17 protein-coding genes and 1 pseudogene are annotated in these 22070 nt (G+C 67.9%); 5 read left to right on the forward strand and 13 right to left on the reverse strand.

Annotation, left to right across the window (positions count from 1 at the left end; genetic code table 11):
• Window positions 1-60: 60 nt before the first annotated feature.
• The 6 genes from AC07OA_RS09600 to hdaA all read right to left on the reverse strand — a co-directional run bounded on the left by AC07OA_RS09600 (window position 61) and on the right by hdaA (window position 8919).
• Window positions 61-339: a hypothetical protein gene (locus AC07OA_RS09600; RefSeq protein ID WP_494663568.1), complete on the reverse strand. Its 279-nt coding sequence runs from the start codon at window positions 337-339 to the stop codon at window positions 61-63.
• 173 nt (window positions 340-512) lie between these two features.
• On the reverse strand, window positions 513-3440 hold the full coding sequence (locus tag AC07OA_RS09605; RefSeq protein WP_494663747.1) for a TonB-dependent receptor plug domain-containing protein: 2928 nt from the start codon (window positions 3438-3440) through the stop codon (window positions 513-515).
• Between the two features lie 330 nt (window positions 3441-3770).
• Window positions 3771-5258 (reverse strand): Ppx/GppA phosphatase family protein, encoded by a 1488-nt coding sequence (locus AC07OA_RS09610; protein ID WP_494663569.1) that lies wholly within the window; start codon window positions 5256-5258, stop codon window positions 3771-3773.
• 70 nt (window positions 5259-5328) lie between these two features.
• On the reverse strand, window positions 5329-5772 hold the full coding sequence (locus tag AC07OA_RS09615; RefSeq protein ID WP_494663570.1) for a hypothetical protein: 444 nt from the start codon (window positions 5770-5772) through the stop codon (window positions 5329-5331).
• Window positions 5769-8000, reverse strand: coding sequence for an RNA degradosome polyphosphate kinase (locus tag AC07OA_RS09620; RefSeq protein ID WP_494663571.1), 2232 nt, complete (start codon window positions 7998-8000; stop codon window positions 5769-5771). Before AC07OA_RS09620 ends, AC07OA_RS09615 begins: the two co-directional genes overlap by 4 nt.
• A gap of 217 nt (window positions 8001-8217) precedes the next feature.
• Window positions 8218-8919: a DnaA regulatory inactivator HdaA gene (gene hdaA, locus AC07OA_RS09625; RefSeq protein ID WP_494663572.1), complete on the reverse strand. Its 702-nt coding sequence runs from the start codon at window positions 8917-8919 to the stop codon at window positions 8218-8220.
• A gap of 386 nt (window positions 8920-9305) precedes the next feature.
• On the opposite strand from hdaA, the gene AC07OA_RS09630 reads away from it, so the two are divergent.
• Both AC07OA_RS09630 and AC07OA_RS09635 read left to right on the forward strand, forming a co-directional pair.
• A complete protein-coding gene (locus tag AC07OA_RS09630) occupies window positions 9306-10253 on the forward strand; it encodes a hypothetical protein (RefSeq protein WP_494663573.1) in 948 nt (315 codons plus the stop codon).
• Between the two features lie 31 nt (window positions 10254-10284).
• Window positions 10285-11013 (forward strand): EcsC family protein, encoded by a 729-nt coding sequence (locus AC07OA_RS09635; protein WP_494663574.1) that lies wholly within the window; start codon window positions 10285-10287, stop codon window positions 11011-11013.
• Here AC07OA_RS09635 and AC07OA_RS09640 read toward each other — a convergent pair.
• A pseudogene (locus AC07OA_RS09640) lies at window positions 11002-11172 on the reverse strand (hypothetical protein); the annotation flags it as partial. The gene AC07OA_RS09635 and the pseudogene AC07OA_RS09640 overlap by 12 nt on opposite strands.
• 729 nt (window positions 11173-11901) lie before the next feature.
• Between AC07OA_RS09640 and aspS the strand changes: the two are divergent.
• Entirely contained in the window at window positions 11902-13740 is a 1839-nt protein-coding gene (gene aspS, locus AC07OA_RS09645; protein WP_494663575.1) for an aspartate--tRNA ligase, read from the forward strand.
• 69 nt (window positions 13741-13809) lie between these two features.
• Here the strand turns inward: aspS and AC07OA_RS09650 are convergent, their stop codons facing one another.
• The 3 genes from AC07OA_RS09650 to AC07OA_RS09660 all read right to left on the reverse strand — a co-directional run bounded on the left by AC07OA_RS09650 (window position 13810) and on the right by AC07OA_RS09660 (window position 18186).
• Window positions 13810-14775, reverse strand: a complete 966-nt coding sequence (locus tag AC07OA_RS09650; protein ID WP_494663576.1) for a pentapeptide repeat-containing protein — start codon at window positions 14773-14775, stop codon at window positions 13810-13812.
• A gap of 96 nt (window positions 14776-14871) precedes the next feature.
• On the reverse strand, window positions 14872-15375 hold the full coding sequence (locus AC07OA_RS09655) for a pentapeptide repeat-containing protein (RefSeq protein WP_494663577.1): 504 nt from the start codon (window positions 15373-15375) through the stop codon (window positions 14872-14874).
• 72 nt (window positions 15376-15447) lie between these two features.
• Window positions 15448-18186, reverse strand: coding sequence for a TSCPD domain-containing protein (locus AC07OA_RS09660; RefSeq protein ID WP_494663578.1), 2739 nt, complete (start codon window positions 18184-18186; stop codon window positions 15448-15450).
• 245 nt (window positions 18187-18431) lie between these two features.
• Here AC07OA_RS09660 and AC07OA_RS09665 point away from each other — a divergent pair, with 245 nt between their 5' ends.
• Both AC07OA_RS09665 and AC07OA_RS09670 read left to right on the forward strand, forming a co-directional pair.
• Window positions 18432-18827: an NADH:ubiquinone oxidoreductase subunit NDUFA12 gene (locus AC07OA_RS09665; RefSeq protein WP_494663579.1), complete on the forward strand. Its 396-nt coding sequence runs from the start codon at window positions 18432-18434 to the stop codon at window positions 18825-18827.
• A gap of 1 nt (window position 18828) precedes the next feature.
• Complete coding sequence (locus AC07OA_RS09670) at window positions 18829-19521, forward strand: DUF2155 domain-containing protein (RefSeq protein ID WP_494663580.1); 693 nt, start codon at window positions 18829-18831, stop codon at window positions 19519-19521.
• Here the strand turns inward: AC07OA_RS09670 and aat are convergent.
• From aat to accB, 3 genes are all read right to left on the reverse strand, one after another.
• The gene (gene aat, locus AC07OA_RS09675; protein ID WP_494663581.1) at window positions 19458-20114 is read right to left on the reverse strand and encodes a leucyl/phenylalanyl-tRNA--protein transferase; all 657 of its coding nucleotides are present in this window, start codon (window positions 20112-20114) and stop codon (window positions 19458-19460) included. The two genes, AC07OA_RS09670 and aat, sit on opposite strands and share 64 nt — an antisense overlap.
• 83 nt (window positions 20115-20197) lie before the next feature.
• Window positions 20198-21541: an acetyl-CoA carboxylase biotin carboxylase subunit gene (gene accC, locus AC07OA_RS09680; RefSeq protein ID WP_494663582.1), complete on the reverse strand. Its 1344-nt coding sequence runs from the start codon at window positions 21539-21541 to the stop codon at window positions 20198-20200.
• Window positions 21542-21546: 5 nt separating this feature from the next.
• Entirely contained in the window at window positions 21547-22059 is a 513-nt protein-coding gene (accB, locus tag AC07OA_RS09685) for an acetyl-CoA carboxylase biotin carboxyl carrier protein (RefSeq protein ID WP_494663583.1), read from the reverse strand.
• Between the last annotated feature and the right edge of the window lie 11 nt (window positions 22060-22070).

The raw sequence follows: 22070 nt of genomic DNA on the forward strand, positions 1-22070 counted from the left end.
AACGGTAAAGGTTGCCGTCACAACCGAACGCCGTTCGAATAACGATGTTCCGCAGAAAAGCTATTTTGTGAGGTGCGGCAACAGGTTACTGGCGGCCAGGGCCAGCGATCCCAGGATCACCGCGTGGAAGACGACGCCGGCGATCACGGTGCGCTTCACCGACCAGGCGGCGTCGGCGGTGAAGGCGTGGGCCAGGTCGTTCTGCAGGCGCCGGGCGGGGCCGATGACGCCTACGTCGCCTTCTTGGGCCAGGCGGAGGTCGGGCCGCGCGCGGGGCGCGGGAAACGCGATGGTGTTGTCTTCGACCTGTTCGACTTCGACGATCCGCTGCTTCTGCATGGACGCTCTCCCCGTTGATCAGTGAAGCTTGCGCTTTGCGTGGATAACAAACCGTGCTCGTCGAGCGGCGGTATCCTGCGGCGGCGTGTCGCGGGGCTGGGCGCCGATGAGACCCCAAAAGAAAAGGGCCGGCTCCTTTCGGAACCGGCCCCGTCCTTTAGCTGTAGCGCCGCTTAGTACTGGAAGCGGACGCCCACCTTGAACGTACGGCCGATCAGGCCGGCGTAGTGGAAGGTGGTCAGGAAGTTCGGAGCGCTGGCATAGGCGCCCGGCGCGATCGGGGCGCGTTCATCGAACACGTTGCCGACGTTGCCGTACAGCTGGATGCCGTCGTTCAGCTGGAAGGTGCCGTTCAGGTCGACGTTAACGAAGCTCTTGATCTTGCAGAACTTGTTAGCGGCGGCCGGGTTGGCCGTACCACCGTACGGGTTGCCCGGAACGCATTCCAGGCTGCCGTTGGTGTCGGCGGCGACCGACTTGATCGAACCCACATAGTAGGCCGTGGCCGACAGGGTGTAGCGACCGAAGTCCACCGTGTTCTGCCAGTTGGCCTTCCAGTCCGGCGTACCGTTGCCCGACGACAGGTCGTACGGACCCAGGGTGCCGGCGTACTTCTGCACTTTGCCGTCGTCGGTGTGCAGGTCGTACTTCAGCAGGTGGGTGACTTCCAGGCGGCTGGTCCACTTGATGCTGTCGGTGACCGGCACCTTGGCGGTGGCCGAGAAATCGACGCCCGAGGTTTGCGCGTAGTTCGCGTTCACGTACGGGACGTTGATGATCAGCACGCGCGGCTGGGCGGTCGGATACAGCGGGTCGACGGCGTCGACGACGTTACAGGAGTAACCGGCGCCCACGGCGGCGACGGCGGCGCAGCCATCGGCCTGGTTGGTCTTGCTGTAGTAGGCGGCGACCGCGTCGGAAATCTTCGGGCCCGAGGTGATCAGGTCCGACTTCTTCACGTTGTAGTAGTCGACCGTCAGGCTGAGCCAGCTGGTCGGCTCGGCGATGGCGCCGAGGGTGAAGCTACGCGAGGTTTCCGGCTTCAGGTCCGGGTTGCCGGCGACGCCGCGGCCCAGGCTGTAGGCTTGGGCATAGGGGTTGCCGCTGGCCGAACCACCGTGGGCCGTCACGAAGGCGGCCGGCGGGGTGGTGGTGACGAAGCCGGCGTACTGCGAACGCGGACCGGATTCGGCGAAGGTCGGAGCGCGGAAGCCCTTCGAGAAGGTGCCGCGGAACGCCAGTTGCTTGATCGGCGTGTATTTCGCGGCGAACTTCGGCGAGAAGTGGCTGAAGCCTTCCGAGTAGTCGTCGTAACGGCCCGAAACGTTCAGTTCCAGTTGCTCGAGCACCGGAGCCTGCACTTCGAAGAACGCGGCCTTGACCGTGTGCTTGCCGAAGGCCGAGGCCGTGGTCAGGCCGTAGGTGTCGAGGCGGGCGTTCTGGTTGTTGTTTTCCAGAACTTCCTTGCGGATCTGCGCGCCGACGCCGACCTGCAGGTCGCCGCCCGGCAGGGTCCACAGCGACTTGGTGATCAAGCCGTCCAACGACATCATCGACGAGTGCGACGGCGTCGTCTTGTCGGGCGCGACGAAGTCGCGGGCCGCCTGGGTGTTCTGCGACGGGTTCACGAAGTTGTACGAGCCGGTGTTGATCGCCGTCATCAGGTTGGCGATGTTCAACAGGCCGTGCTGCGTGATCTTCAGGTTGTCGCGCGCGCCAGCGGCGTCGACGCTCCAGTTCCAGCCGTCGCCGAAATTGCCCTTCAGGCCGAAGGTGCCGCGGATCACTTCGTTGGTGCGCTCGCTACCGCCCGGAATGTCGCCGAACAGGTAGTAGATGCGCGCCGCGCCGTTGGTCGGATCGGCGGCGTAGGCGGCCGCGAACGGGTTGTTCGGGTTCAGACGACGGCCAGGCGCGCCGGCGACCGAGCAGTTGACGCCCGAGTCGCAGATGTAGACCGGCAGGACGATGCCGGGGTTGCTCGAAGCCAGGGCGGGGGCGCCGCCGAAGGGCTGGGTCTGACGGATGGCCGTCGGAGCGCCCTTGATGCTGACGTAGCTGTTCGAGTAGCTGCCGGTGGCGTAGGCCTCGATGTTGTCGCTCAGGCGCATGCTGAGGCGGCCGTTGAAGGCGTAGCGCTTCTGCAGCGGCTGGATCTGACGATAGGCGTCGACCAGGTCCCACTTACAGCTGGTGCCGTTGGCCGTGGCGCTGGTCTGGGTGTAGGTGCCGTTGGCGCAGTTCAGGTTCAGGGCCTGATACGACGTGGTCAGCGGCGAACCGGCCTTGCCCGACAGCGGGTTGTTCAGGTCCGACTGGCTGACGCGGGTCACGACGGCGTTCGGCGTGGCCGTGGTCAGGGTCTGGTCGGCGGTGTTCAGGTCCAGGCCGCCGATCGAGCTGAGGTCCTGGGTGTTGTACGGGAAGCCGCGGCTGTGGCTCGAGACCCGGTCGTCCTTCTGGTATTCCGAGTTGATGTAGAAGTTCCAGCCGGTCTCTTCGTAGTCGCCGTAGCCCAGGGTGATGTCGGCGCGGGTGTGCTCGGCGTCGCCACGGTCGGCCTGGCCGACTTCAGCGCTGCCTTTGACGCCGACGAACTTCTTCTTGAGCTTCAGGTTCACCACGCCGCCGATGGCGTCGGCGCCGTACGACGACGAGGCGCCGTCCTTCAGGACTTCGATGCTGTCGATCAGGCTGAACGGGATCGAGTTCAGGTCGACATAGGCGTTGTGGCCGTCGTCGTTGATCGGGAAGTTGGCCGAACGCAGGCCGTCCACCAGGACCAGGGTCGAGGAGACGCCCAGGCCGCGCAGCGAGACGGCCGAGCCGCCGGCGCTGAAGCCGCTCTGGAAGCCGGTGCCGATCGAGCCGGCGCCGTCGGCCGAGATCGAACGGATGGCGTCAGAGGCCGTGGTGATGCCGGCGTGCTGCAGGGTCTCGGAGGTCAGCACGGTGACGGGCGAGGGGGTCTCGGTGTCCGTACGACGGAACAGCGAACCCGTGACGACGATCTCTTCGACTTCGGTCGAGTCCGGCGCCGGGGCGGTCTGGGCCGAAGCCTGGCCCGCGGCGAACATCGCCATGGCGGCGCTGCAGATCATCGTCGAAGCGAGAAGACGCTCGCGCATAGGTTTGGTTTTCAAATTACATCCCCCGGATGCTTTTTGCGCCGATGCAAGGCGGCACAGGTGAACGAGTCCAGAAATTCTGGACTCGATTGCAGCGGAGCTAGCGACGTGTGGGATCGACGGTCAACGAACATTGCACGACTGAAATTCCGTGGCCCAAATTTGTTGCAAAATTGTCGCTTTGGTATCGGGGGTGCTACAAATTGCAATTATCGATGATCGATGAGTGCAATCGCCCAAAGTTGTCTACGGCCACCCATTCGGGGCGACCTACAACTTATTGATGCGGATTTCGGGTGTTTTTCAGAGCGCCGTGATTTTGAGCTTCAAGCCCAAAAGCGAGGCAAGGGCGCCCGCGCGTTTGGCGGTCTGCTCGCCCAGAAGCAGGTCGGCGTAGCCGGGATCGGCGGTCAGCAGCAGGTCGCCCTTGTCGATGGCGAGTCGGGAATGCGACAGCAGCGGAGCGCTGCGCCCCGACAGGTCGCACCCTAGCCGGATGCCCGCGCCCAGGGCCCGGGCGCGCTTCAGGCGACCGGGTGACAGCAGGCGTTCAAGGACGCCCACCTCCGGCGGATTGAACGGCGTGGAATGGCGGGCGAAGGCGACGGCGGCCAGGAAGGCGCGCTCGGGATGGCTCTGGCCGGCGATCGGGGCGCGCAGCACCTGCTCGAACACCAGGTCGGCGCGATGATCGGGGTGCAGGCGCGCGCCCAGGTCGGCCAGGCGGCAGGCGGACGAGATCAGCACCGCGTCGCGCTCGCCGAAGCAGGGCGACAGACTGGAGAAGGCCGGGGCCAGCCAGGCGTCCAGCGCCGCGCCCAGCTCGTCGGCCACGCCTTGCCTGGCTCCCAGGGAAGCGCAGCCTTCGATCAGCGGATCCAGCCGCCGCACGCCGGGCGGCATGGCCTCGAACAGCAGGCCCTCGCGCACGCCGAAGGCCGAGATCTCGATGCGCTTGACGTCCAGGCTCTCGATCAGCTGCTCCATCACCACGGCGGCGTAGGGCAGGGTCTCCGAGCGCTTCTTGCTCATGCCCTCGATGCGGTCGAGCGAGCTGCGCGACTGGTGGGCCACCAGGCGGGCGGCCTCCAGGGCCTCGTTGCGACTCATGCCGTACTGGTGGACGACGTGCAGCGGATAGTCGGAAAGCCGCATGTGCAGCAGGGCCAGGTTCCGCCAGGCCCCGCCCACGGCATGGAAGACGTCGCTCTTGAACGCCTGGGCCACCGGAGCCAGGCGCTGGGCGCACAGGCGGCGCACCTTCTCCAGGTCGAAGCCGTCCGACAGGCCCAGACTGAACGGCCCCAGCGGCAGGGTTACGCCCAGGCCCGCGCCGGTCTGCTCCAGCCGGATCAGCTCCAGGCTGGCGCCGCCCAGGTCGCCGACCACGCCGGTGGCGTCGGGAGCTCCAGCCAGCACGCCGACGGCGGCGTAGCGGGCCTCTTCCTCGCCCGAGAGGACACGGGTGGAAAAGCCGGTCTCGGCGCGAATCTTCTCGACGAAGGCCGCCCCGTCCTTGGCCTCGCGCACGGCGGCGGTGGCGGCGATGAAGGTCTCGGCCGGCTTGACGGCCTCCAGCACGGCCCGGAAGCGCTTCAGCGCCGCCAGGGTCTGGGCCACGCCCTCGGGGTTCAGCTTGCCGCCCTGGCCCAGGTCACGGCCCAGGCCCGCCAGGACCTTCTCGTTGAAGACCGTCCAGATGGCGCGACCTTCCAATCGGTACACCACCAGGCGGACCGAGTTGGAGCCGATATCGATAACGGCCGCGTCGCGCGGCGCCGCAAAAGGCATGGGGGTGGTTTAGCCTATTGGGCGGGGAGGGGAAGGTGGCGCGGCCAAAAAGCTTTCACCGCTCCACAGCTCAGCGTTTCAGGCCGACAAAAGGCGCGGGTTCGTTCAAGGTTCGCCGGCAGGCGCGCAGCCGCCAGCCGGTTTCGGCCTTCTCGTAGTAGCAGGCCCCGAAGGTCACCGGCTTGCCGTTGGCCCGCCGGCCGCCCTTGGTCATGGCGTAGGTTCCGTCGGGGCTGACCAGCAGGTGCTCGATGGGCTTGGCGCGCGCCGGACAATGCCCCCACGAGCGGCGATGGCCCATCACCTGCCAGCCGGGGCCGTAGATCACGCCCGACTTAAAGAGCGCCCGTTCGTGGACCTTGGCCCAGGCCAGGTCGGCGGCGTCGCCGGCCTGGGTGTCGCCGGGCACGCCGGGCTGGGCGAAGATCGCGCAGACCTGCGCCTGCTCGGCGGGTTTTGGCCCGCAGGCGCTCAAGCCCAGCGCCGCGAGAACGATCAGGCCCCGCGTCTTCACCCGCGCTTGCGCGGTCCGACGTGGTCGAAGGCCTGCGGCAGGTCCTTCACCTTGTGGCCCCGGCCCGACAAGCTGGGATTGGTCATGAAGTACTCGTGGGCCGAGAAGGCGCCCTTGCGGTCCCAGGCCGGGTCGCGGGCATAATGGCCCTCGCTGTCGAGGTTCCAGCTCTGGGCCTCGTCGTTGAGGTTGGCGACCATGATCTGGTTCAGCACCTGCTGGTGCACGGTGGGGTTCTCTACTGGAACAAGCGTCTCGACCCGGCGGTCGAGGTTGCGCGGCATCCAGTCGGCCGAGCTGATGAAGACCCGCGTCTGCGGCCCCGGCATGGCGCCGCCATTGGCGAAGGCCACGATGCGGGCGTGCTCCAGGAAGCGGCCGACGATCGACTTGACCCGGATGTTCTCCGACAGCCCCTTGATGCCCGGGCGCAGGCAGCAGATGCCGCGCACCACCAGGTCGATCTGCACCCCGGCCTGGCTGGCCGAATAGAGGGCGTCGATCACCTGGGGATCGACCACGGCGTTCATCTTGGCCCAGATCGCCGCCGGCTTGCCCTCGCGAGCGTTGGCCGATTCCGCGGCGATCATCCGCAGCAGGTCCGGCTTCAGCGTCTCGGGCGAGAACGACAGCTTCTCCAACCCGTGCGGCTGGGCGTAGCCGGTGATGAAATTGAACAGCTTGCCGCCGTCGCGCCCCATGGCGGGGTCGCAGGTGAACAGCGACAGGTCGGTATAAACCCGCGCGGTCTGGGGATGATAGTTGCCGGTGCCGAAGTGGCAGTAGGTGCGCAGGGCCTCGCCCTCGCGGCGCACCACCACCGACAGCTTGGCGTGGGTCTTCCAGTCCACGAAGCCGAACACCACGTGCACGCCCGCCCGCTCCAGGTCGCGGGCCCACTTGAGGTTATTCTCCTCGTCGAAGCGCGCCTTGATCTCGACCAGGGCGGTGACGTTCTTGCCGTTGTCGGCCGCCTCGATCAGGGCCGCCACGATCGGGCTGTCCTTCGACGTCCGATAGAGCGTCTGCTTGATGGCCAGCACGGCCGGGTCGCGGGCGGCCTGGCGGATGAACTGCACCACCACGTCGAAGCTCTCGAACGGGTGGTGGACCAGGATGTCCTTCTCGCGGATCGCCGCGAAGCAGTCGCCGCCGTGGTCGCGCACGCGCTCGGGGAAGCGGGCGTTGTAGGGCTTGAACTTCAGGTCCGGGCGGTCCGGCGGGATCAGCTCGGCCATCTGGGCCAGGCCCAGCTTGCCGTCGACCAGCACCACGTCCTCGGGCGCGGCGCGCAGACCCTCGATGATGAACTCGCGCAGGTCCTCGGGCATGGTGGTCTGGATCTTGACCCGCACCACGCGGCCCAGGCGACGCTTCTTCAGCCGCGCCTCGAACTCGCGCACCAGGTCCTCGGCCTCTTCCTCGATCTCCAGGTCGCTGTCGCGGATCAGGCGGAACAGGCCGCGGCCCTCGACCTCGTAGCCGGGGAACAGGTGGCCCAGGAACAGGATGATGAAGCTCTCCAGCGCCACGATCCGCCGCTCGCGCTTGCGCGTGCTGCGGGCCGGCGCTTGGGAAAGCTCCCAGAACCTCTGCACCTGGCTGGGCACCGGCACCAGGGCGTAGAGGTGCTTGTCGTCGGCGATGCGGCGCAGCTTCAGCGCCAGGCAGAAGCCCAGGTTCGGGATGAACGGGAAGGGGTGGGCCGGGTCGATCGCCAGGGGCGTCAGCACCGGGAACATCCGGGTCAGGAAGATCTCCTCGGCCCGTTCGCGGTCGGGGCCGACGATGTCCTTGGCGTCCAGCAGCTTCAGGCCCTCGCCCCACAGCTCGGCCCGCACCTCGCGCCAGATCTTCTGCTGCTCGGCCATCAGCTCGGCGGCCGAGGCGTTGATGCGGGTCAGCTGCTCGCCCGGCGTCAGCCCGTCCTGGCTGATCACCCGCACGCCCTCGCGCACCTGGCCCTTCAGGCCGGCCACGCGCACCATGTAGAATTCGTCCAGGTTGTTGGCCGAGATCGACAGGAACCGCAGCCGCTCCAGCAGCGGGTGGCGCGGATTGCCGCTCTCCTCCAGCACCCGCTGGTTGAAGGCCAGCCACGAGGTCTCGCGGTTGAAGAACCGCTCGGGCGCGGCCAGCTGATCCTCGTCCAGGCGCAGCCCCGCCAGGTCCGGCGCGACCGGCGTGGGCGCGGCGGGCAGGTCTAGGGCGGCGACGGCGTCGGTCATGGCGGGCTCCGGTTTACCGTGCACAGAGTGACGGACGGTGGTGACAGGAGCAAGACATTGGAACCCTTAACCCCTTCCTTCCCCCTCGATGGGGGAAGGTGGCCGCGAAGCGGTCGGATGGGGGTGGCTACGGCGACGCCGGCATAGAGAGCGGTGGGCTTGGCCGGCTCAGCATCACCCCCATCCCCGGCCCTTCCCCCATCGAGGGGGAAGGGGGTTATTCTTCGCCTTCTTCTTCGTCCCCGCCGAAATCCAGCACCGCCAAGGCCAGGGCCTTGTTGACCTCGCGCCCCTGCTCGAAGGCCGCCTCGTCCAAGGCCGCCACCGCCGCCAGGGCCTCGGCGGCCGAGCGGGGCAGGCGGGCCATCAGATAGGGATAGAGGTCGACCGCCGGACGGATGCCGGCGGCCTCGAAGGCGCGCCGCAGCACGGCCTCCAACACGATGTCGTCGGGCGCCTCGATCCGCGCGACGGTCAGGGCGTTGAGCCGCGAGCGCAGGTCGGGCACCGCCGCCTCCCAGGCCACGGGCGCCAGGCGGCCGGTCAGCAGTAGGGAGCCGCCGTCGACCCCGGCCATGTTGATCAGGTGGAACAGGGTCTCGTCGTCGACCAGGTCGCCCTCAGCGCGGCGGTCGGCGTCCTCGACCAGCAACGGCCGGCCGCGCAGAGCCGCCAGGTCGAGCGGCTCGCTTCCGGTGGAGGCGGCCTCGATCACCACGGCCCCGGCCCGCCGCGCCCAGTCGCGCGCCAGGTGCGTCTTGCCCGTGCCCGCCGGCCCAATGAGGGCCATCCGCCCCTCGGGCCAGGCCGGCCAGGCGTCCAGCCCCGCCAGCGCCTCGCCATTGGTCGGCGACGACGCGAACGACTCCCGATCCCAGCGGGGCGAGGCGGTCAGCGGCAGTCGGAACTGACGGGGCAAGGCGGCGTCCGGATGGGGTTACTCGGTATCCGGAGGTATAGGGCGGGTTGCGGGGGAGGGCGAGGTGGCGGGGGCGGTTTGGCTGGGGACGAGGGGCGGGGAGGTGTGGATGGGTGACCATGGCGACGCAGGAGCCCATCTAGGATATTTCGCTTAACTTGTGCGAAGATCTGCCAAATTGCGGTGCTGCAACAGGTTAGCCGAGCAAATTTCTGGAAATGAACATGCCGCTTTGCCGTGATTGGTCGGCGAGCATCTTACGTCAGCCTGACGGGGATGCATTTTATCTTCACTGCACAGGTGGAGTGCGATTTGCAGAGAGGAATACAGACGCCTGGCACATTGAACCCGTCTTCGACGGTAACGGGGCATGTGCAACGGGCTTCATGACCAAGCTCGAAATTGAGCGCTTCCTTGCCGAGCGAGGATTGAGGCCTATCGCGTTTCAGCGGCTAGGTTGGCATCGCGGCGCGTATCATTCGGGCTGGTCTCCGATCATTCCGGGACGAACGAACCACATGGAAGGCCCAGCCGACCTGTGGGGACATATTGCAGCTAACCTGTCTGGTGATCGAGCCACGGAAATTGACGCGATTGAAGAGCCGACGCATGAGAATTTGGCTAGAATTCTGGACGACAAGAGCGATGTAGAAAGACTCGCCCATTCGATTTCTCTCAGCTTGAGAAACATGGATATCGCCGTCGAGCAAATTTCTGAATTTTACAATGAAAAGCTTGTCAATCTCATGGCGACAAAGCTCCTGAACGGCGAGCGTTCCGGCTCCTTCGCCGATAGCGCACTCTATGCTCATGTGCATTCATTCTTCCTGAACCTAGGTGCTGCGCGTGACTACCTAGCAGCGATGATTGCCTTTCGAATTGGGGAAAACCCTAAAAAGATAGATGCTTTAAATAAACTTAGGGGCGTACTGCGGGTCGAAAATTTTTCGGAAGATACGCTTCTCAATATCCTTTCGAACAAAGGTTATTTAGGTAAAAAGCCCAATACAACCGGCGAAATCGAAGTGACGGGCTGGTTGAAAGACGTCTCCGAACTACGAAATACGTTTGTTCATAAACGTCCATACGGAATCATGTCGTTGGAGCAGGCAGGTTATGCTTCTGCGATTGAGAAAGATGATGGGCTGTATCGCTACAAGCGGCCGTTCGTTGCCGCGAGGAGTGCCGAATGCGACATTCTGGATTTGATCGCTCTCCACTACGCGAAAGCTTCGGGGCTGTTTTTTGAATGTGCTGCCGCGTCAGGCTATGACGTCGCGATGATGACGTTCACTGACGAAGACATAATCTCCATCGAGATCCCCGAAAGCTGATGAACGTTGGGACGTTGATGGAACTGGCTATATGTCCACCATGACCACCAACGCCTCCCAATCCCTCGCCGCCTGGCGCGCCCAGATCACCAAGCCCGCCGGGGCGCTGGGCGCCGCCTCGCGTGCCGTCCAGCGCCGCATCAACCGCGTCATCCCCGAGAAGGTCCACGCCGCGATCACCGTCGCCATGGAGGGGATGACCAAGGCGATCCTGACCGGGGCCGACTTCGCCACGGCCTCGCCGCTGAGCGACGCCAGCCTGGAAGAGCGCGAGGCCAAGGTGGCGGCCGCCATCGACGGCTGGAAGAAGGCCGCCGGGGCCGAGGGCGGGGTGGCCGGGGCGGGCGGGTTCCTGCTGGCGGCGGCCGACTTTCCGCTGCTGATGAGCTTCAAGCTGAAGCTGCTGTTCGAGATCGCCGCCCTCTACGGCCATGACGGCAGCGTGCTGAGCGAGCGGCTCTATATACTGCACATCTTCGAGCTGGCCTTCTCGGACGTCGAGCATCGTATCAAGGTGCTGGAGGCCATGGACGACTGGGACACGCGCCCACACCCCGCCGACCTGTCCGAGTTCGACTGGCGGGAGTTTCAGCAGCAGTATCGCGACCATATCGACCTGGCCAAGCTGGCCCAGCTGCTGCCCGTGGTCGGCGCGCCGGTCGGGGCCGTGGTCAACTGGCGGCTGACGGCGCACCTGGGGAAGACGGCGATGATGGCGTACCGGATGCGGTGGGTGGCGCGGCATAGCCTGGGCGCCTGACGCGATCCCTCTCCCAGAGGGAGAGGGAGGGGCCCGTCGCGAAGCGATGGGAGGGTGAGGGGTTACGAGGCCTGACGGCGTGCCGGCGCTCCGTCGGACGCCGTAACCCCTCACCCCGACCCTCTCCCTCCGGGAGAGGGAGCTTTGGCGGGGATGCAGCCGCCTCTATCCCCGTGAACGCCGAGACGAACTCCAGCCCTTTCAAAGCCCTGCATGAAAAGCAGCGTCACAACCGCCGCCGCGTTCAAACCGCCCGTATCCTGATCTCACCTCGACGCAGGGAAAGGGCGCATGGCCAGCGACCGATGCGGCGGCGGGGGGCGATCGAGCGGGGCCCTTTCCGGTTTCGACTGGAACAGGGCTTAAACAGAGGGCGAGGGACGTAAGCTCGCCCATCGGGGTCTTCATGCTGGGAAGGTCCCGCCCGTCGTGGGGTTCGCTCCGGTCCTCGTCAGGCTCACTCCCGCCTCTGAAATCAAGCGGTGCACAGATCCAGGAGGGAATACCGGGTGGGGTGAAGGGCGGAAAAGGCCCGCGCGCCCCGGCCTTGCGGATAACGGTCGCGCGGAGCGCCTCGGCTTCGTCGAAACGGTATTCTTTTTCAAACTTCGGACGTCGTCCGGCGCTCCGCGTCCCTTTCCATCACCTCACAGCCGCTGGCGTGGGATCGCATTCCCTTGCCCCCACCTGACCGCTTCGCGGTCTGTCCGCCCCCGTAGGGGGCGGAGCCTCTCGCGGCGACCGGCTACAGCGCTCTTCCCCCTACGGGGAAAGACGACCGCGAAGCGGTCCGTAGGGGGCAAGTGTTCGCCCCCAGAATCCTTGACATCCACGCCCCCCCATGCGCCTTTCCGCCCCTCGAAATTCACCGCGTTTCAAAGCTCTCTCATGACCACGATCCACGCCTATCGCACCCACACCTGCGGCGCTCTCCGGGCCAGCGACACCGGCAATTCGGTCCGCCTGTCGGGCTGGATCCACCGCAAGCGCGACCACGGCGGGCTGGTCTTCATCGACCTGCGCGACCATTACGGCCTGACCCAGCTGGTGCTGCACCCCGAGACCCCCGGCTTCGACGTGGTCGAGCGCCTGCGGGCCGAGAGCGTGATCAAGATCGACGGCGAGGTCGTGGCCCGCGACGCCTCGGTGGTGAACCCGAACCTCCCGACCGGCGAGATCGAGATCCGCGTCACCGCCGTGGAAGTGCTGTCGACCGCCGACGAACTGCCGCTGCCGGTGTTCGGCGAGCCCGACTATCCCGAGGAAATCCGGCTCAAGCACCGCTATCTCGACCTGCGCCGCGAGACCCTGCACAAGAACATCGTGCTGCGCTCGCGCGTGATCCAGTCGATCCGCTCGCGGATGTTCGCCCAGGGCTTCAACGAGTTCCAGACGCCGATCCTGACGGCGTCATCGCCGGAAGGCGCGCGCGACTTCCTGGTGCCCTCGCGCCTGCATCCGGGCAAGTTCTACGCGCTGCCCCAGGCGCCCCAGCAGTTCAAGCAGCTGCTGATGGTGTCGGGCTTCGACCGCTACTTCCAGATCGCCCCGTGCTTCCGCGACGAGGACCTGCGCGCCGACCGCTCGCTGGAGTTCTACCAGCTGGACGTCGAGATGAGCTTCGTCACCCAGGAAGACGTTTTCGCGGCTATCGAGCCGGTGATGCACGGCGTGTTCGAGGAGTTCTCGAACGGCAAGCCGGTGTCTCCGATCGACGGCGAGCACACCTTCGTCAACGACTTCGGCGCGACCTCGACCCACAAGGGCTTCGAGCGCCTGACCTACGCCCAGTCGATGGCCTGGTACGGCAGCGACAAGCCCGACCTGCGCAACCCGATCAAGATGGCCGACGTCTCCGACCACTTCCGTGACGGCGGTTTCGGCCTGTTCGCCAAGATCCTCGGCGCCGACGCCAAGAACAAGGTGTGGGCCATTCCCGCCCCGACCGGCGGCAGCCGCGCCTTCTGCGATCGCATGAACTCGTGGGCTCAAGGCGAGGGCCAGCCGGGCCTGGGCTACGTCTTCTGGTCGGAAGACCAGGGCGGCTGGGGCGGCCCGATCGCCAAGAACCTGGGCGAGCCGACCCAAGCGCTCATGGAGAGCCTGGGCCTGGGCGCGGGCGACGCGGCCTTCTTCGTGGCCGGCGATCCGGCCGTGTTCGCCAAGTTCGCGGGTCTGGCCCGCACCCGCGTCGGGACCGAGCTGAAGCTGGTGGCCGAAGAGCAGTTCAAGTTCTGCTGGATCGTCGACTTCCCGATGTTCGAGTGGAACGAGGACGAGAAGAAGGTCGACTTCTCGCACAACCCGTTCTCGATGCCGCAAGGTGGCCTGGAGGCCCTGGAGACCCAGGACCCGCTGACCATCCGCGCCTATCAGTACGACATCGTCTGCAACGGCTACGAGCTGTGCTCGGGCGCGATCCGGAACCACAAGCCGGAGATCATGCTCAAGGCCTTCGAGACCGCCGGCTACGGCGCCGAGGTGGTGGAAGAGCAGTTCGGCGGCATGCTCAACGCCTTCCGCTTCGGGGCCCCGCCCCACGGCGGCCTGGCGCCCGGCATCGACCGCATCGTCATGCTGCTGGCCGAGCAGGTGGCCATCCGCGAGGTCATCGCCTTCCCGCTGAACCAGCAGGGCCAGGACCTCCTGATGAACGCCCCGGCCGAGGTGCTGGACAAGCAATACAAGGAACTGCACATCCGCTCGGCCCCGCCCATCAAGGTCTAGGCTGAACGGGTCGCCTCCATACGAAAAGCCCTCCGGTCCAGAAGGATCGGAGGGCTTTTTGTTGGCGAGCTATTCGCCGACTTCCTTGGCGGGCTTGGCCGGTTTGGCGGGCGCCGGGGGCTTGGGCGGCTTCGGCGGCTTGGGAACGGCGGCCAGACGGGCGGCGGCCTCGATCTCGGTCCGATGCGCCTCGACCTGGGCCCGGGCGGCCTCGGCCTGGGCGCGCTGGAAGCTGGGGCTGACGCGCACCCGGACATTGCCCGAGCAGTTGCGAACGCTCAGTCCCGAGGGCAGGCGGGTGCCGCCATCGCCGCAGGCCTCGTCCAGCTGGTCCTGGTTCAGGCCCCGGGCATTGGACAGGTCGGCCCCGCCCAGATTGGCGCTCGACAGGTCCGCGCCCCGGAAGTCGGCGCCGTTGAACACCGCGCCGCGCATCGTGGTGCCGGTGAACTCGGCGTCCCGGAAGCTGGCCCGTTCGAAATTGCCGCCGATCATGTTGCTGGCGTTCAGCTCGGCCGAGGTGAAGTTGGCGCCCCGGGCGTTGACGCCCTGCAGGTTGGCGCCGATCAGCTCGCTGCTCGACAGGTTGGCCCGCTCAAGGTTGGCGCCCTGGAAGCTGGCGCCGTGAAGCTCGGACGAGGACAGGTCGACTCGGCCCAGGTCGGCGGCGATGAAGTTGGCGCCGCTGCTCTCGATGCCCGACAGGCGGGCGTCGGTGAAGATGGCGTGCGAGAAGCCCGCGCCGCGCATCTCGGCGCCGCGCAGGTCGGCCCGCGACAGGTCCGCGCCGGTGAAGTTGGAGCCGAAGAAGCTGGCGCCGCGCAGGTCGGCCCCGATCAGGTTGGCCTTGGCGTAATTGGCGCCGGTGAAACGGGCCCCGGTCAGCTTGCGGCCCGACAGCTCGCAGCTCACGCAGGCGCCGCCCAGCGAGATCATCCGGGCCACGTCCTTGTCCTCGACCCCGGCATAGGCCTGGTGGGCCAGGGCCGACAGGGCGAGCGACAGAGCGGCGACCGTGATCCGCAAGCGGGACATCAAAACCTCCAGACCGGCCAGATAAGCGACCGCGTGGGTTACGATTTGGGGCCGGCAAGCCTCAAGCGCCACTTAAATCGCGGTAATGACGGAAGTTTAACGGCAGGCGGGCACGGAGAGACCGCGCGGCAGGCGGGTGGAACCATCGCCGCAGGCCCGATTCAGCTGGGCCTGGGTCAAGCCCTGGGCCCGATCCATCTCGGCTCCGGAGATGTTGGCCCCGGCCAGGGTCGCGCCCCGAAAGTTGGCCCCTTGCAGATAGGCGCCCACCAGGCTGGCGTTGGTCAGGTTGGCGCCGGCGAAGCTGGCCCCGCCGAACACGCCGCCGTAGAAATTGACGTCGCGCAGGTCGCCGCCGGCGAAGCTGGTGCGGTTCATCTCGGCCAGGCTGAGGTCGGCCTGACGCAGGCGGGCGCCGGCCAGGTTCTTGCCCTTCAGCACCGCGCCCGACAGGTCGGCCTGGAACAGGTTGCAGCGCGGGCAGTTGGCGCCGCGCTGGACGCTGGCGATCTGACCGGCGTTCTGGGCCAGGGCGGGCGCGGCGAGCGCCAGCAGGCTACAGGCCAGGCCGGTCGCGAGAAGGGGGGGCAGCGGTTTCATTCTGGCACGCGTCTTTCGGCGGGAACGGCGATTAAGCATGACCTCGCAAGCTTAAGGCCAAGCAAACGCCGCCTAGCCCGCGTCGCTGGCTTGGGTTCCGCAGCTGTCGCAGACCACGAGGCCACCCTTGCGGCTCAGCGCCAGGTCGCCGCAGGCCGGGCAGACGTCGCCGCTGCTGCCGGCGGGCGGCGGCTCCTGGTCGCGCCGGCCGCCGAACGGCAGAAACACCAGGTTGTCGGGCGCCGCCCCGCGCGAGAAGCCCTTGGAGATGAACTTGCTGGCGGGCAGGGGCTCGGCCTCGATCTCGCCGTCCTCCACGCCTTCGCCCCGGCCCAGGCCGTCGGCGTTGAACTCGCCCGGATCGGCGTTGGCCAGATCATCGCGCCCAAGATACGACACGCCCAGCTCGCGGAAAATATAGTCGAGGATCGAGGTGGCCGACCGGATGGAATCGTTGCCCGTGACCGGGCCGGCCGGCTCGAACTTCGTGAAGACGTAGGCATCGACGAACTCGTCCAGCGGCACGCCGTATTGCAGGCCGATGGAGATGGCGATGGCGAAATTGTTCATCAGGCTGCGGAAGGCGGCGCCTTCCTTGTGCATGTCGATGAAGATCTCGCCGACCTCGCCGTCCTCGTACTCGCCGGTGTGCAGATAGACCTTGTGACCGCCCACGGCGGCCTTCTGGATATAGCCCTTGCGACGGTCGGGCAGCTTGCGGCGCGACCGGCCGCCGCGCTCGACGACCCGTTCGACCACGCGCTCCACGATCCGCTCCTTGACCGGGGCGGGCTTGGCCTCGACGGCGGCGACCTCCGGCGCGCGGACCGGCTTGGGCGCCTCGACCTCCGCCTCCGGCAGGGCCAGGGAGAATCCTGCCGGCGGCGCGACGCGGGTCAGGCGCAGGGCGCGGACCCCGGCCCGGGCGGCGGCGGCCTGCAGCCGGGCGGCGTCGGCGGGACGGGCGTCGAAGGGCAGCTCCAACACGGCCGGAGCGGGCAGGCAGACGAAGGTCTCGACGGCGGCGATCATCGCCAGGCGGTCGGCCAGAACCGGGGTCTCGACGGCGGCGAACAGGGCGCGCAGCTCGCCTTCCAGGGCTTCGCAGTCGGACAGTCGGCGCGCACCCAGGGCGTGACGCTCGGCCGCCGCGATCTCGGTTTCGGAGAAGCCGGCGAAGGCCAGGGTGTCGAAGATCGGATCGGCCAGGGCCTCGGCCGGCGCGCCCAGAACGTCGCTGAGGAAACCCGCGCCGATCACCGCCGGGGCGAAGGCGGCGCGCAGTCCGTCGGCATGGCGCAGAGCGTCTTCGGCCTGCTCGATCTCGTAGGCGGTGAAGCCGCGGGCCTGCAGCACCATGTGATCGATGGCCGGCGCCTCGGCCAGCGAGCCGTGGCCCATGGCGTGGCGGCGAGCCGCGTCGAAGTCGGCTCCCGCCTCGTTGAGGCACAGATGGGCGGCGGCGCTGAAGGTCGGGATCAGCAGGCCGTCGGCGGTCTGGGCCGTGGAGACGGGCGCGGCCGCGCCGGCGTGTCCCAGTTGCTTGCCGCCCAGGCGCAGGGCGGCCTCGGGATCGGCGAAGGCCGCGACGAGGCGGGACGAGCGCAGGCCGTGCTTGCGGGCCAGGCCGTGAGCGACGGCCAGGGCGGCGGCGGCCTCGGCGGCCAGCGGCGAGCGCAGGGCGGCGGCGCGGACGCGGCGCTCGGCGAGGCCCCGCAGAACGGCCTGGCGCTCCTGGGCGAAGGCGGGATCGACGCCCAAGACGGCGGCCGCCTCGGCGCTGGCGCTCAGGGCCGCGCCGACGGTCAGGGCCCACAGGGCGGAGGCGGCGTCGCGACCGGCGTCGCCGGCCGCCGAAAGGCCTTGGGTCAACAGCCAGTCGCCGACCCCGGCCAGGCCGAGTTCGGCGGGGCGGTCGCCGCGCTCGATCTCCAGCGCCGTGGCCCACAGGCCCACCACCTGGTTGAAGCCGGTGGAATCGAAGGCCTCGCCATGCTGGAAGGCGGAAACGTCGATGGCGGCGCGGATCTGCGCGCCGCGCGTCAGAATCTCGGCGTCTTCCGGCGACAGGGCCAGCACCAGGGCGCTGATCTCCCAGCCGAGCTGGGCGGCGAAGCTGGCGGCCTCGTCGACGGCGGCCACGCCCTGGCGCGACGCCGAGGCCACGAGCGGCGCGGGGCCGCGGACATCGGGATCGATCAAGGCGGTGCGGGGCGCGCCGGTCAGGGCGATCGCGTCCAGGATCATGCGGTCGTCGGCGCCCAGGTCTCGGGCCCGACGGGCGGCGCGGCCCAGGGCGCTGTTCTTGGCCGGATCGGCGCAGGCCTTGGCGTCGCCGTGGCAGCGTTGAACGGCGTCCGCGACCTGGGCCAGGGCGGCGTCGAGCCGCGCGGCGGCCTTGGCGGCCAGGCGGGCCGAACGCCAGCGCGCCAGGTGGCTTTCGGCGGCGGGCTTGAATTCGAACTCGCCGATGTCGGGCAGGCGCGTCGCCGCGACGGACGCACCGACCGGTGTGGCGACTCCGGTCAGCATGGTGGCCAGCAGGGCGTCGCGGAAGGCCTCCGCGTCGGCGGCGTCGGCGAACAGGCCGTCGGAAAGGCCCGCCTCGGCCACGCGGTCCGCATAACGGGCCGGGCCGCCACCCAGGGGCGCCTCCGCGTCGAACGCGCCGTCGGCCCAGTCCAGCCAGGCCTCTACCCGCGCATCCGTCCAGCCCTCGGGCGCCAGGACCTCGATGATCGCATCGCTGCGCTCGAGTTCGCGCGGCGCGATCCGGGGCGCGGGGGCGGGGTGTCGGGACTGGATGCGCATGGCCGATTCCGCGTCAGGGCGCCGAGATGGCGTCAAGAACGGGTTATCCTAGATCGCCCCACCGAGGCCTTCAATAGATGTGGGGTGAGCAGCAGCCATGATCCACAAGATGTTGAAGTCGCCACGCGACGGCGGAAGCTGGACGCTGACGGGCCGGCGACCTATAGTCCGGCCGCTTCGCAACGCCTTGCGCGCTGCTGGAATTTCCCGGAAACGGGACCTTTGCGAGATTGGGTGCTGACGCGGTGCTGAAAGCGATCTTCACGTGGTGGAACGGTGCGACCATCGGTCAGCGTTTCCACATTAGCCGTCGTGGCGTGTTCGTGGGCCAGGACGAGTACGGCAACCGCTACTACGAAGCGCGCGACAACCGCGACAGCTATGACGACCGCAAGCGCCGTTGGGTGATCTACGACGGCTACGCCGAAGCCTCCAAGGTCCCGCCGGACTGGAGCGGCTGGCTGCACTACACCTTCGACGAGCCGCCGACCACGGCGCCGCTGCCGCGTCGCGCCTGGGAAAAGGACCACCATCCCAACCTGACCGGCACGATCCACGCCTGGCGTCCCAAGGGCTCGCTGGCCCGTGGCGGCGAGCGCGCTATCGCCACCAGCGACTACAAGCCCTGGTCGCCGGAATAGGATGACGATCCGGCGGTCCCTGACGGGCGTCGCGGCGCTGGCCATGGCCGGTTCGCTGGCCGGCGGCGCCTGGGCGCTTCAGAACGCGCCGCCGCAGGCTCCGGCCGCCCAGACCCCGCCGACCGCGCCCGCGCCGATCATCGTGCCGCAGCAGCAGCGTCCGGTGCCGACGCCGGGCGGTTCCGCCCAGCCGCGCCCCGCCGCGCCCGCGACGACACCTCCGGCCACGACTCCGACGACTTCGACTCCCGTCGCCAATCCTCAGCCGACGACGTCCACGCCACCGGCCGCAAAGCCGACCACGCCGCCGCCACCCGCCAAGCCGGCCGAACCGGTCAAGCGCCCCCGCTATTCGGTGGCCATCATCCAGGCCCTGGACAAGGTCACGACCGAGACCATGCGGTTCGAGGCCCCGGTGGGTCAGCCGATCCGCTACAAGACCCTGGTCTTCACCGTCCGCGCCTGCGAGACGACGACGCCCGACGAGGACGCGCCCGACCAGGTGGCCTATCTGACCGTCGACACCCAGCCCAAGGCCCTGCCGGGCCGCGTGGCCCCGCCCGGACGCCAAATCTACAAGGGTTGGATGTACGCCAATTCGCCGGGCCTGAACCCGTTGCAGCACCCAGTCTATGACGCCTGGCTGATCGCCTGCAAGACCTCGGCCCCGGCCGCGCCGGCCGCCAGCCGATAGAAGTCGGCCTGGGCCGTCCAGGCTCGGCCCAATCGACGGCGATAGTCGGCGCGCGGGATTTCGACCGTCCCGAACTGCTGCAGGTGATCGGTGATGAACTGGGTGTCCAGCAACCGGTACTCTCCCACCACCAGCCGCCCCACCAGATGGACCAGCGCCACCTTGCTGGCGTCGCGCCGGGTGGAGAACATGCTCTCGCCAAAGAAGCAGGCGCCGTAGGCGACGCCGTACAGCCCGCCCACCAGTTCCTCATCCTCCCAGCACTCGACGCTATGGGCCTGGCCGCGCGCGAACAGCTGGCCGTACAGCCGCTGGATCGGATTGTTGATCCAGGTCTCCAGCCGTCCGGGCCGGGCGGCCGCGCAGGCCTCGACCACGGCGTCGAAGGCGCTGTCGATGCGCACCTCGAACGGGTCGGACCGGACCGTCCGCGCCAGCCGACGCGGCAGGTGGAAGTCCTCGAGCGGCAGCACGCCCCGCCGCTCGGGGTCGATCAGGAAGATGCTTTCGTCGTGGCGCGCATCGGCCATCGGAAAGACGCCGCGCTCGTAGCAGGCGATGAGATCATCGACCGTGAAGGCGTCGTCATCCATGGCGGGCCGCGGAGTCCAGGCGAGCTTGATCCTTGAACGTCGTCACCACCCGAACAAGTCCGGGGATGACGACGATTTTAAGGTCAGCCCTGCGCCTTGATCCAGCGCTCCAGCCAATGGATGTCGTACTCGCCGGCCAGGATGTCGGGCTGGACCAGGAGATCCTGGAACAGCGGGATCGTGGTCTCGATCCCACCGACCACCATTTCGCCCAGGCAGCGGCGCAGGCGCGCGATGCATTCCTCGCGGTCGCGTCCGTGGACGATCAGCTTGCCGATCAGGCTGTCGTAATAGGGCGGGATCGCGTAGCCGGTGTAGATCGCCGAATCCAGGCGCACGCCCAGGCCGCCCGGGGCGTGGAAGTCGGTAATCGTGCCGGGCGAAGGCGTGAAGGTCCGCGCGTTCTCGGCGTTGATCCGGCACTCGATGGCATGGCCTTCGAACACCACGTCTTCCTGGGTGAACGACAGCGGCAGGCCCGCGGCGATGCGGATCTGTTCGCGCACCAGGTCGATGCCGGTGATGGCTTCGGTGACCGGGTGTTCCACCTGCAGGCGGGTGTTCATCTCGATGAAGAAGAACTCGCCGTTCTCCCACAGGAACTCGATGGTCCCGACGCCGAGATAGCCGATGGCCTTGACCGCATCGACCACGACCTTGCCGATCTTGGCGCGACCTTCAGCCGACAGGGCCGGCGAGGGGGCTTCTTCCAGGACCTTCTGGTGGCGGCGCTGCAGCGAGCAGTCGCGCTCGCCCAGGTGCACCACGTTGCCGTGGGCGTCGGCGATCACCTGCAGCTCGATATGGCGTGGCTTCTGGAGGTAGCGCTCCATATAGACCGTGTCGTCGCCGAACGCGGCGCGGGCTTCGGCGCGGGCCGTGGCGACGGCCTCGGCCAGATCCTCGCGGGTCTGGGCCACCTTCATGCCGCGACCGCCGCCGCCGGAAGCGGCCTTGATCAGCACGGGGAAGCCGATCTGGTCGGCGGCCGCGAAGGCCTCTTCCTCGGTCGAGACGCCGCCGTCCGAGCCGGGCACGACGGGAATGCCCGCGTCCTTGACGGCCTGCTTGGCGGTGATCTTGTCGCCCATCATCCGGATGTGATCCGGCTTGGGACCGATGAAGGTGTAGCCGTGGGCCTCGACGATCTCGGCGAAGCGGGCGTTTTCCGACAGGAAGCCGTAGCCCGGGTGGATCGCCTGGGCGCCGGTGATCTCGGCGGCCGCGATGATCGACGGGATGTTCAGATACGACTTGGCGGCCGAGGCGGGGCCGATGCAGACGCTTTCGTCGGCCAGGCGCACCCACATGGAATTGGCGTCGGCCTCGGAATGGACCGCCACGGTGGCGATGCCCATTTCCTTGCAGGCGCGGTGAACCCGAAGCGCGATCTCGCCTCGGTTCGCGATGAGGATCTTGTCAAACATGCCGATTACTCGACGATGACGAGCGGCTCGCCGAATTCGACGGGCTGGGCGTCGCCCACCAGGATCTCGACGATCTTGCCAGCCTTGGGGGCCGAGATCGGGTTCATGGTCTTCATGGCTTCGACGATCAGCAGGGTCTGGCCGGCGCTGACGGTGTCGCCCACCTTGATGAAGGCGTCGGCGCCCGGCTGGGGCGACAGGTAGACGGTGCCGACCATCGGCGACTTCACCGCATCGCCGGCGCGGGCGGCCGGGGCCGGAGCGGCTTCGGCGGCCGGAGCGGCGGGCGCGGCGACCGGGGCGGGCGCATAGGCGGGCGCGGCGGCCGGAGCCTGGACATAGGTCGTGCCGGCAGCGGCGACGGTCAGTTCGCGGGCGACCCGGATCTTCAGGCCGGCGTGCTCGACCTCGATTTCCGACAGGCCGGTGTCCTTCAGGATGTCGGCCAGCTTACGGACCAGGCGGGCGTCGATCGACGGGGTTTCGACCGGATCGGCGGGGGCCTTGGAAATGGACATGGAAGCTTACC

Source organism: Caulobacter sp. GW821-FHT09B08 (assembly GCF_059418225.1).

Coding starts and splice junctions, on each gene's coding strand:
- AC07OA_RS09600 (WP_494663568.1), bottom strand. CDS start 339: ATGCAGAAGCAGCGGATCGTCGAAGTCGAACAGGTCGAAGACAACACC.
- AC07OA_RS09605 (WP_494663747.1), bottom strand. CDS start 3,440: ATGATCTGCAGCGCCGCCATGGCGATGTTCGCCGCGGGCCAGGCTTCG.
- AC07OA_RS09610 (WP_494663569.1), bottom strand. CDS start 5,258: ATGCCTTTTGCGGCGCCGCGCGACGCGGCCGTTATCGATATCGGCTCC.
- AC07OA_RS09620 (WP_494663571.1), bottom strand. CDS start 8,000: ATGACCGACGCCGTCGCCGCCCTAGACCTGCCCGCCGCGCCCACGCCG.
- AC07OA_RS09630 (WP_494663573.1), top strand. CDS start 9,306: ATGACCAAGCTCGAAATTGAGCGCTTCCTTGCCGAGCGAGGATTGAGG.
- AC07OA_RS09635 (WP_494663574.1), top strand. CDS start 10,285: ATGTCCACCATGACCACCAACGCCTCCCAATCCCTCGCCGCCTGGCGC.
- aspS (WP_494663575.1), top strand. CDS start 11,902: ATGACCACGATCCACGCCTATCGCACCCACACCTGCGGCGCTCTCCGG.
- AC07OA_RS09650 (WP_494663576.1), bottom strand. CDS start 14,775: ATGTCCCGCTTGCGGATCACGGTCGCCGCTCTGTCGCTCGCCCTGTCG.
- AC07OA_RS09655 (WP_494663577.1), bottom strand. CDS start 15,375: ATGAAACCGCTGCCCCCCCTTCTCGCGACCGGCCTGGCCTGTAGCCTG.
- AC07OA_RS09660 (WP_494663578.1), bottom strand. CDS start 18,186: ATGCGCATCCAGTCCCGACACCCCGCCCCCGCGCCCCGGATCGCGCCG.
- AC07OA_RS09670 (WP_494663580.1), top strand. CDS start 18,829: ATGACGATCCGGCGGTCCCTGACGGGCGTCGCGGCGCTGGCCATGGCC.
- aat (WP_494663581.1), bottom strand. CDS start 20,114: ATGGATGACGACGCCTTCACGGTCGATGATCTCATCGCCTGCTACGAG.
- accC (WP_494663582.1), bottom strand. CDS start 21,541: ATGTTTGACAAGATCCTCATCGCGAACCGAGGCGAGATCGCGCTTCGG.
- accB (WP_494663583.1), bottom strand. CDS start 22,059: ATGTCCATTTCCAAGGCCCCCGCCGATCCGGTCGAAACCCCGTCGATC.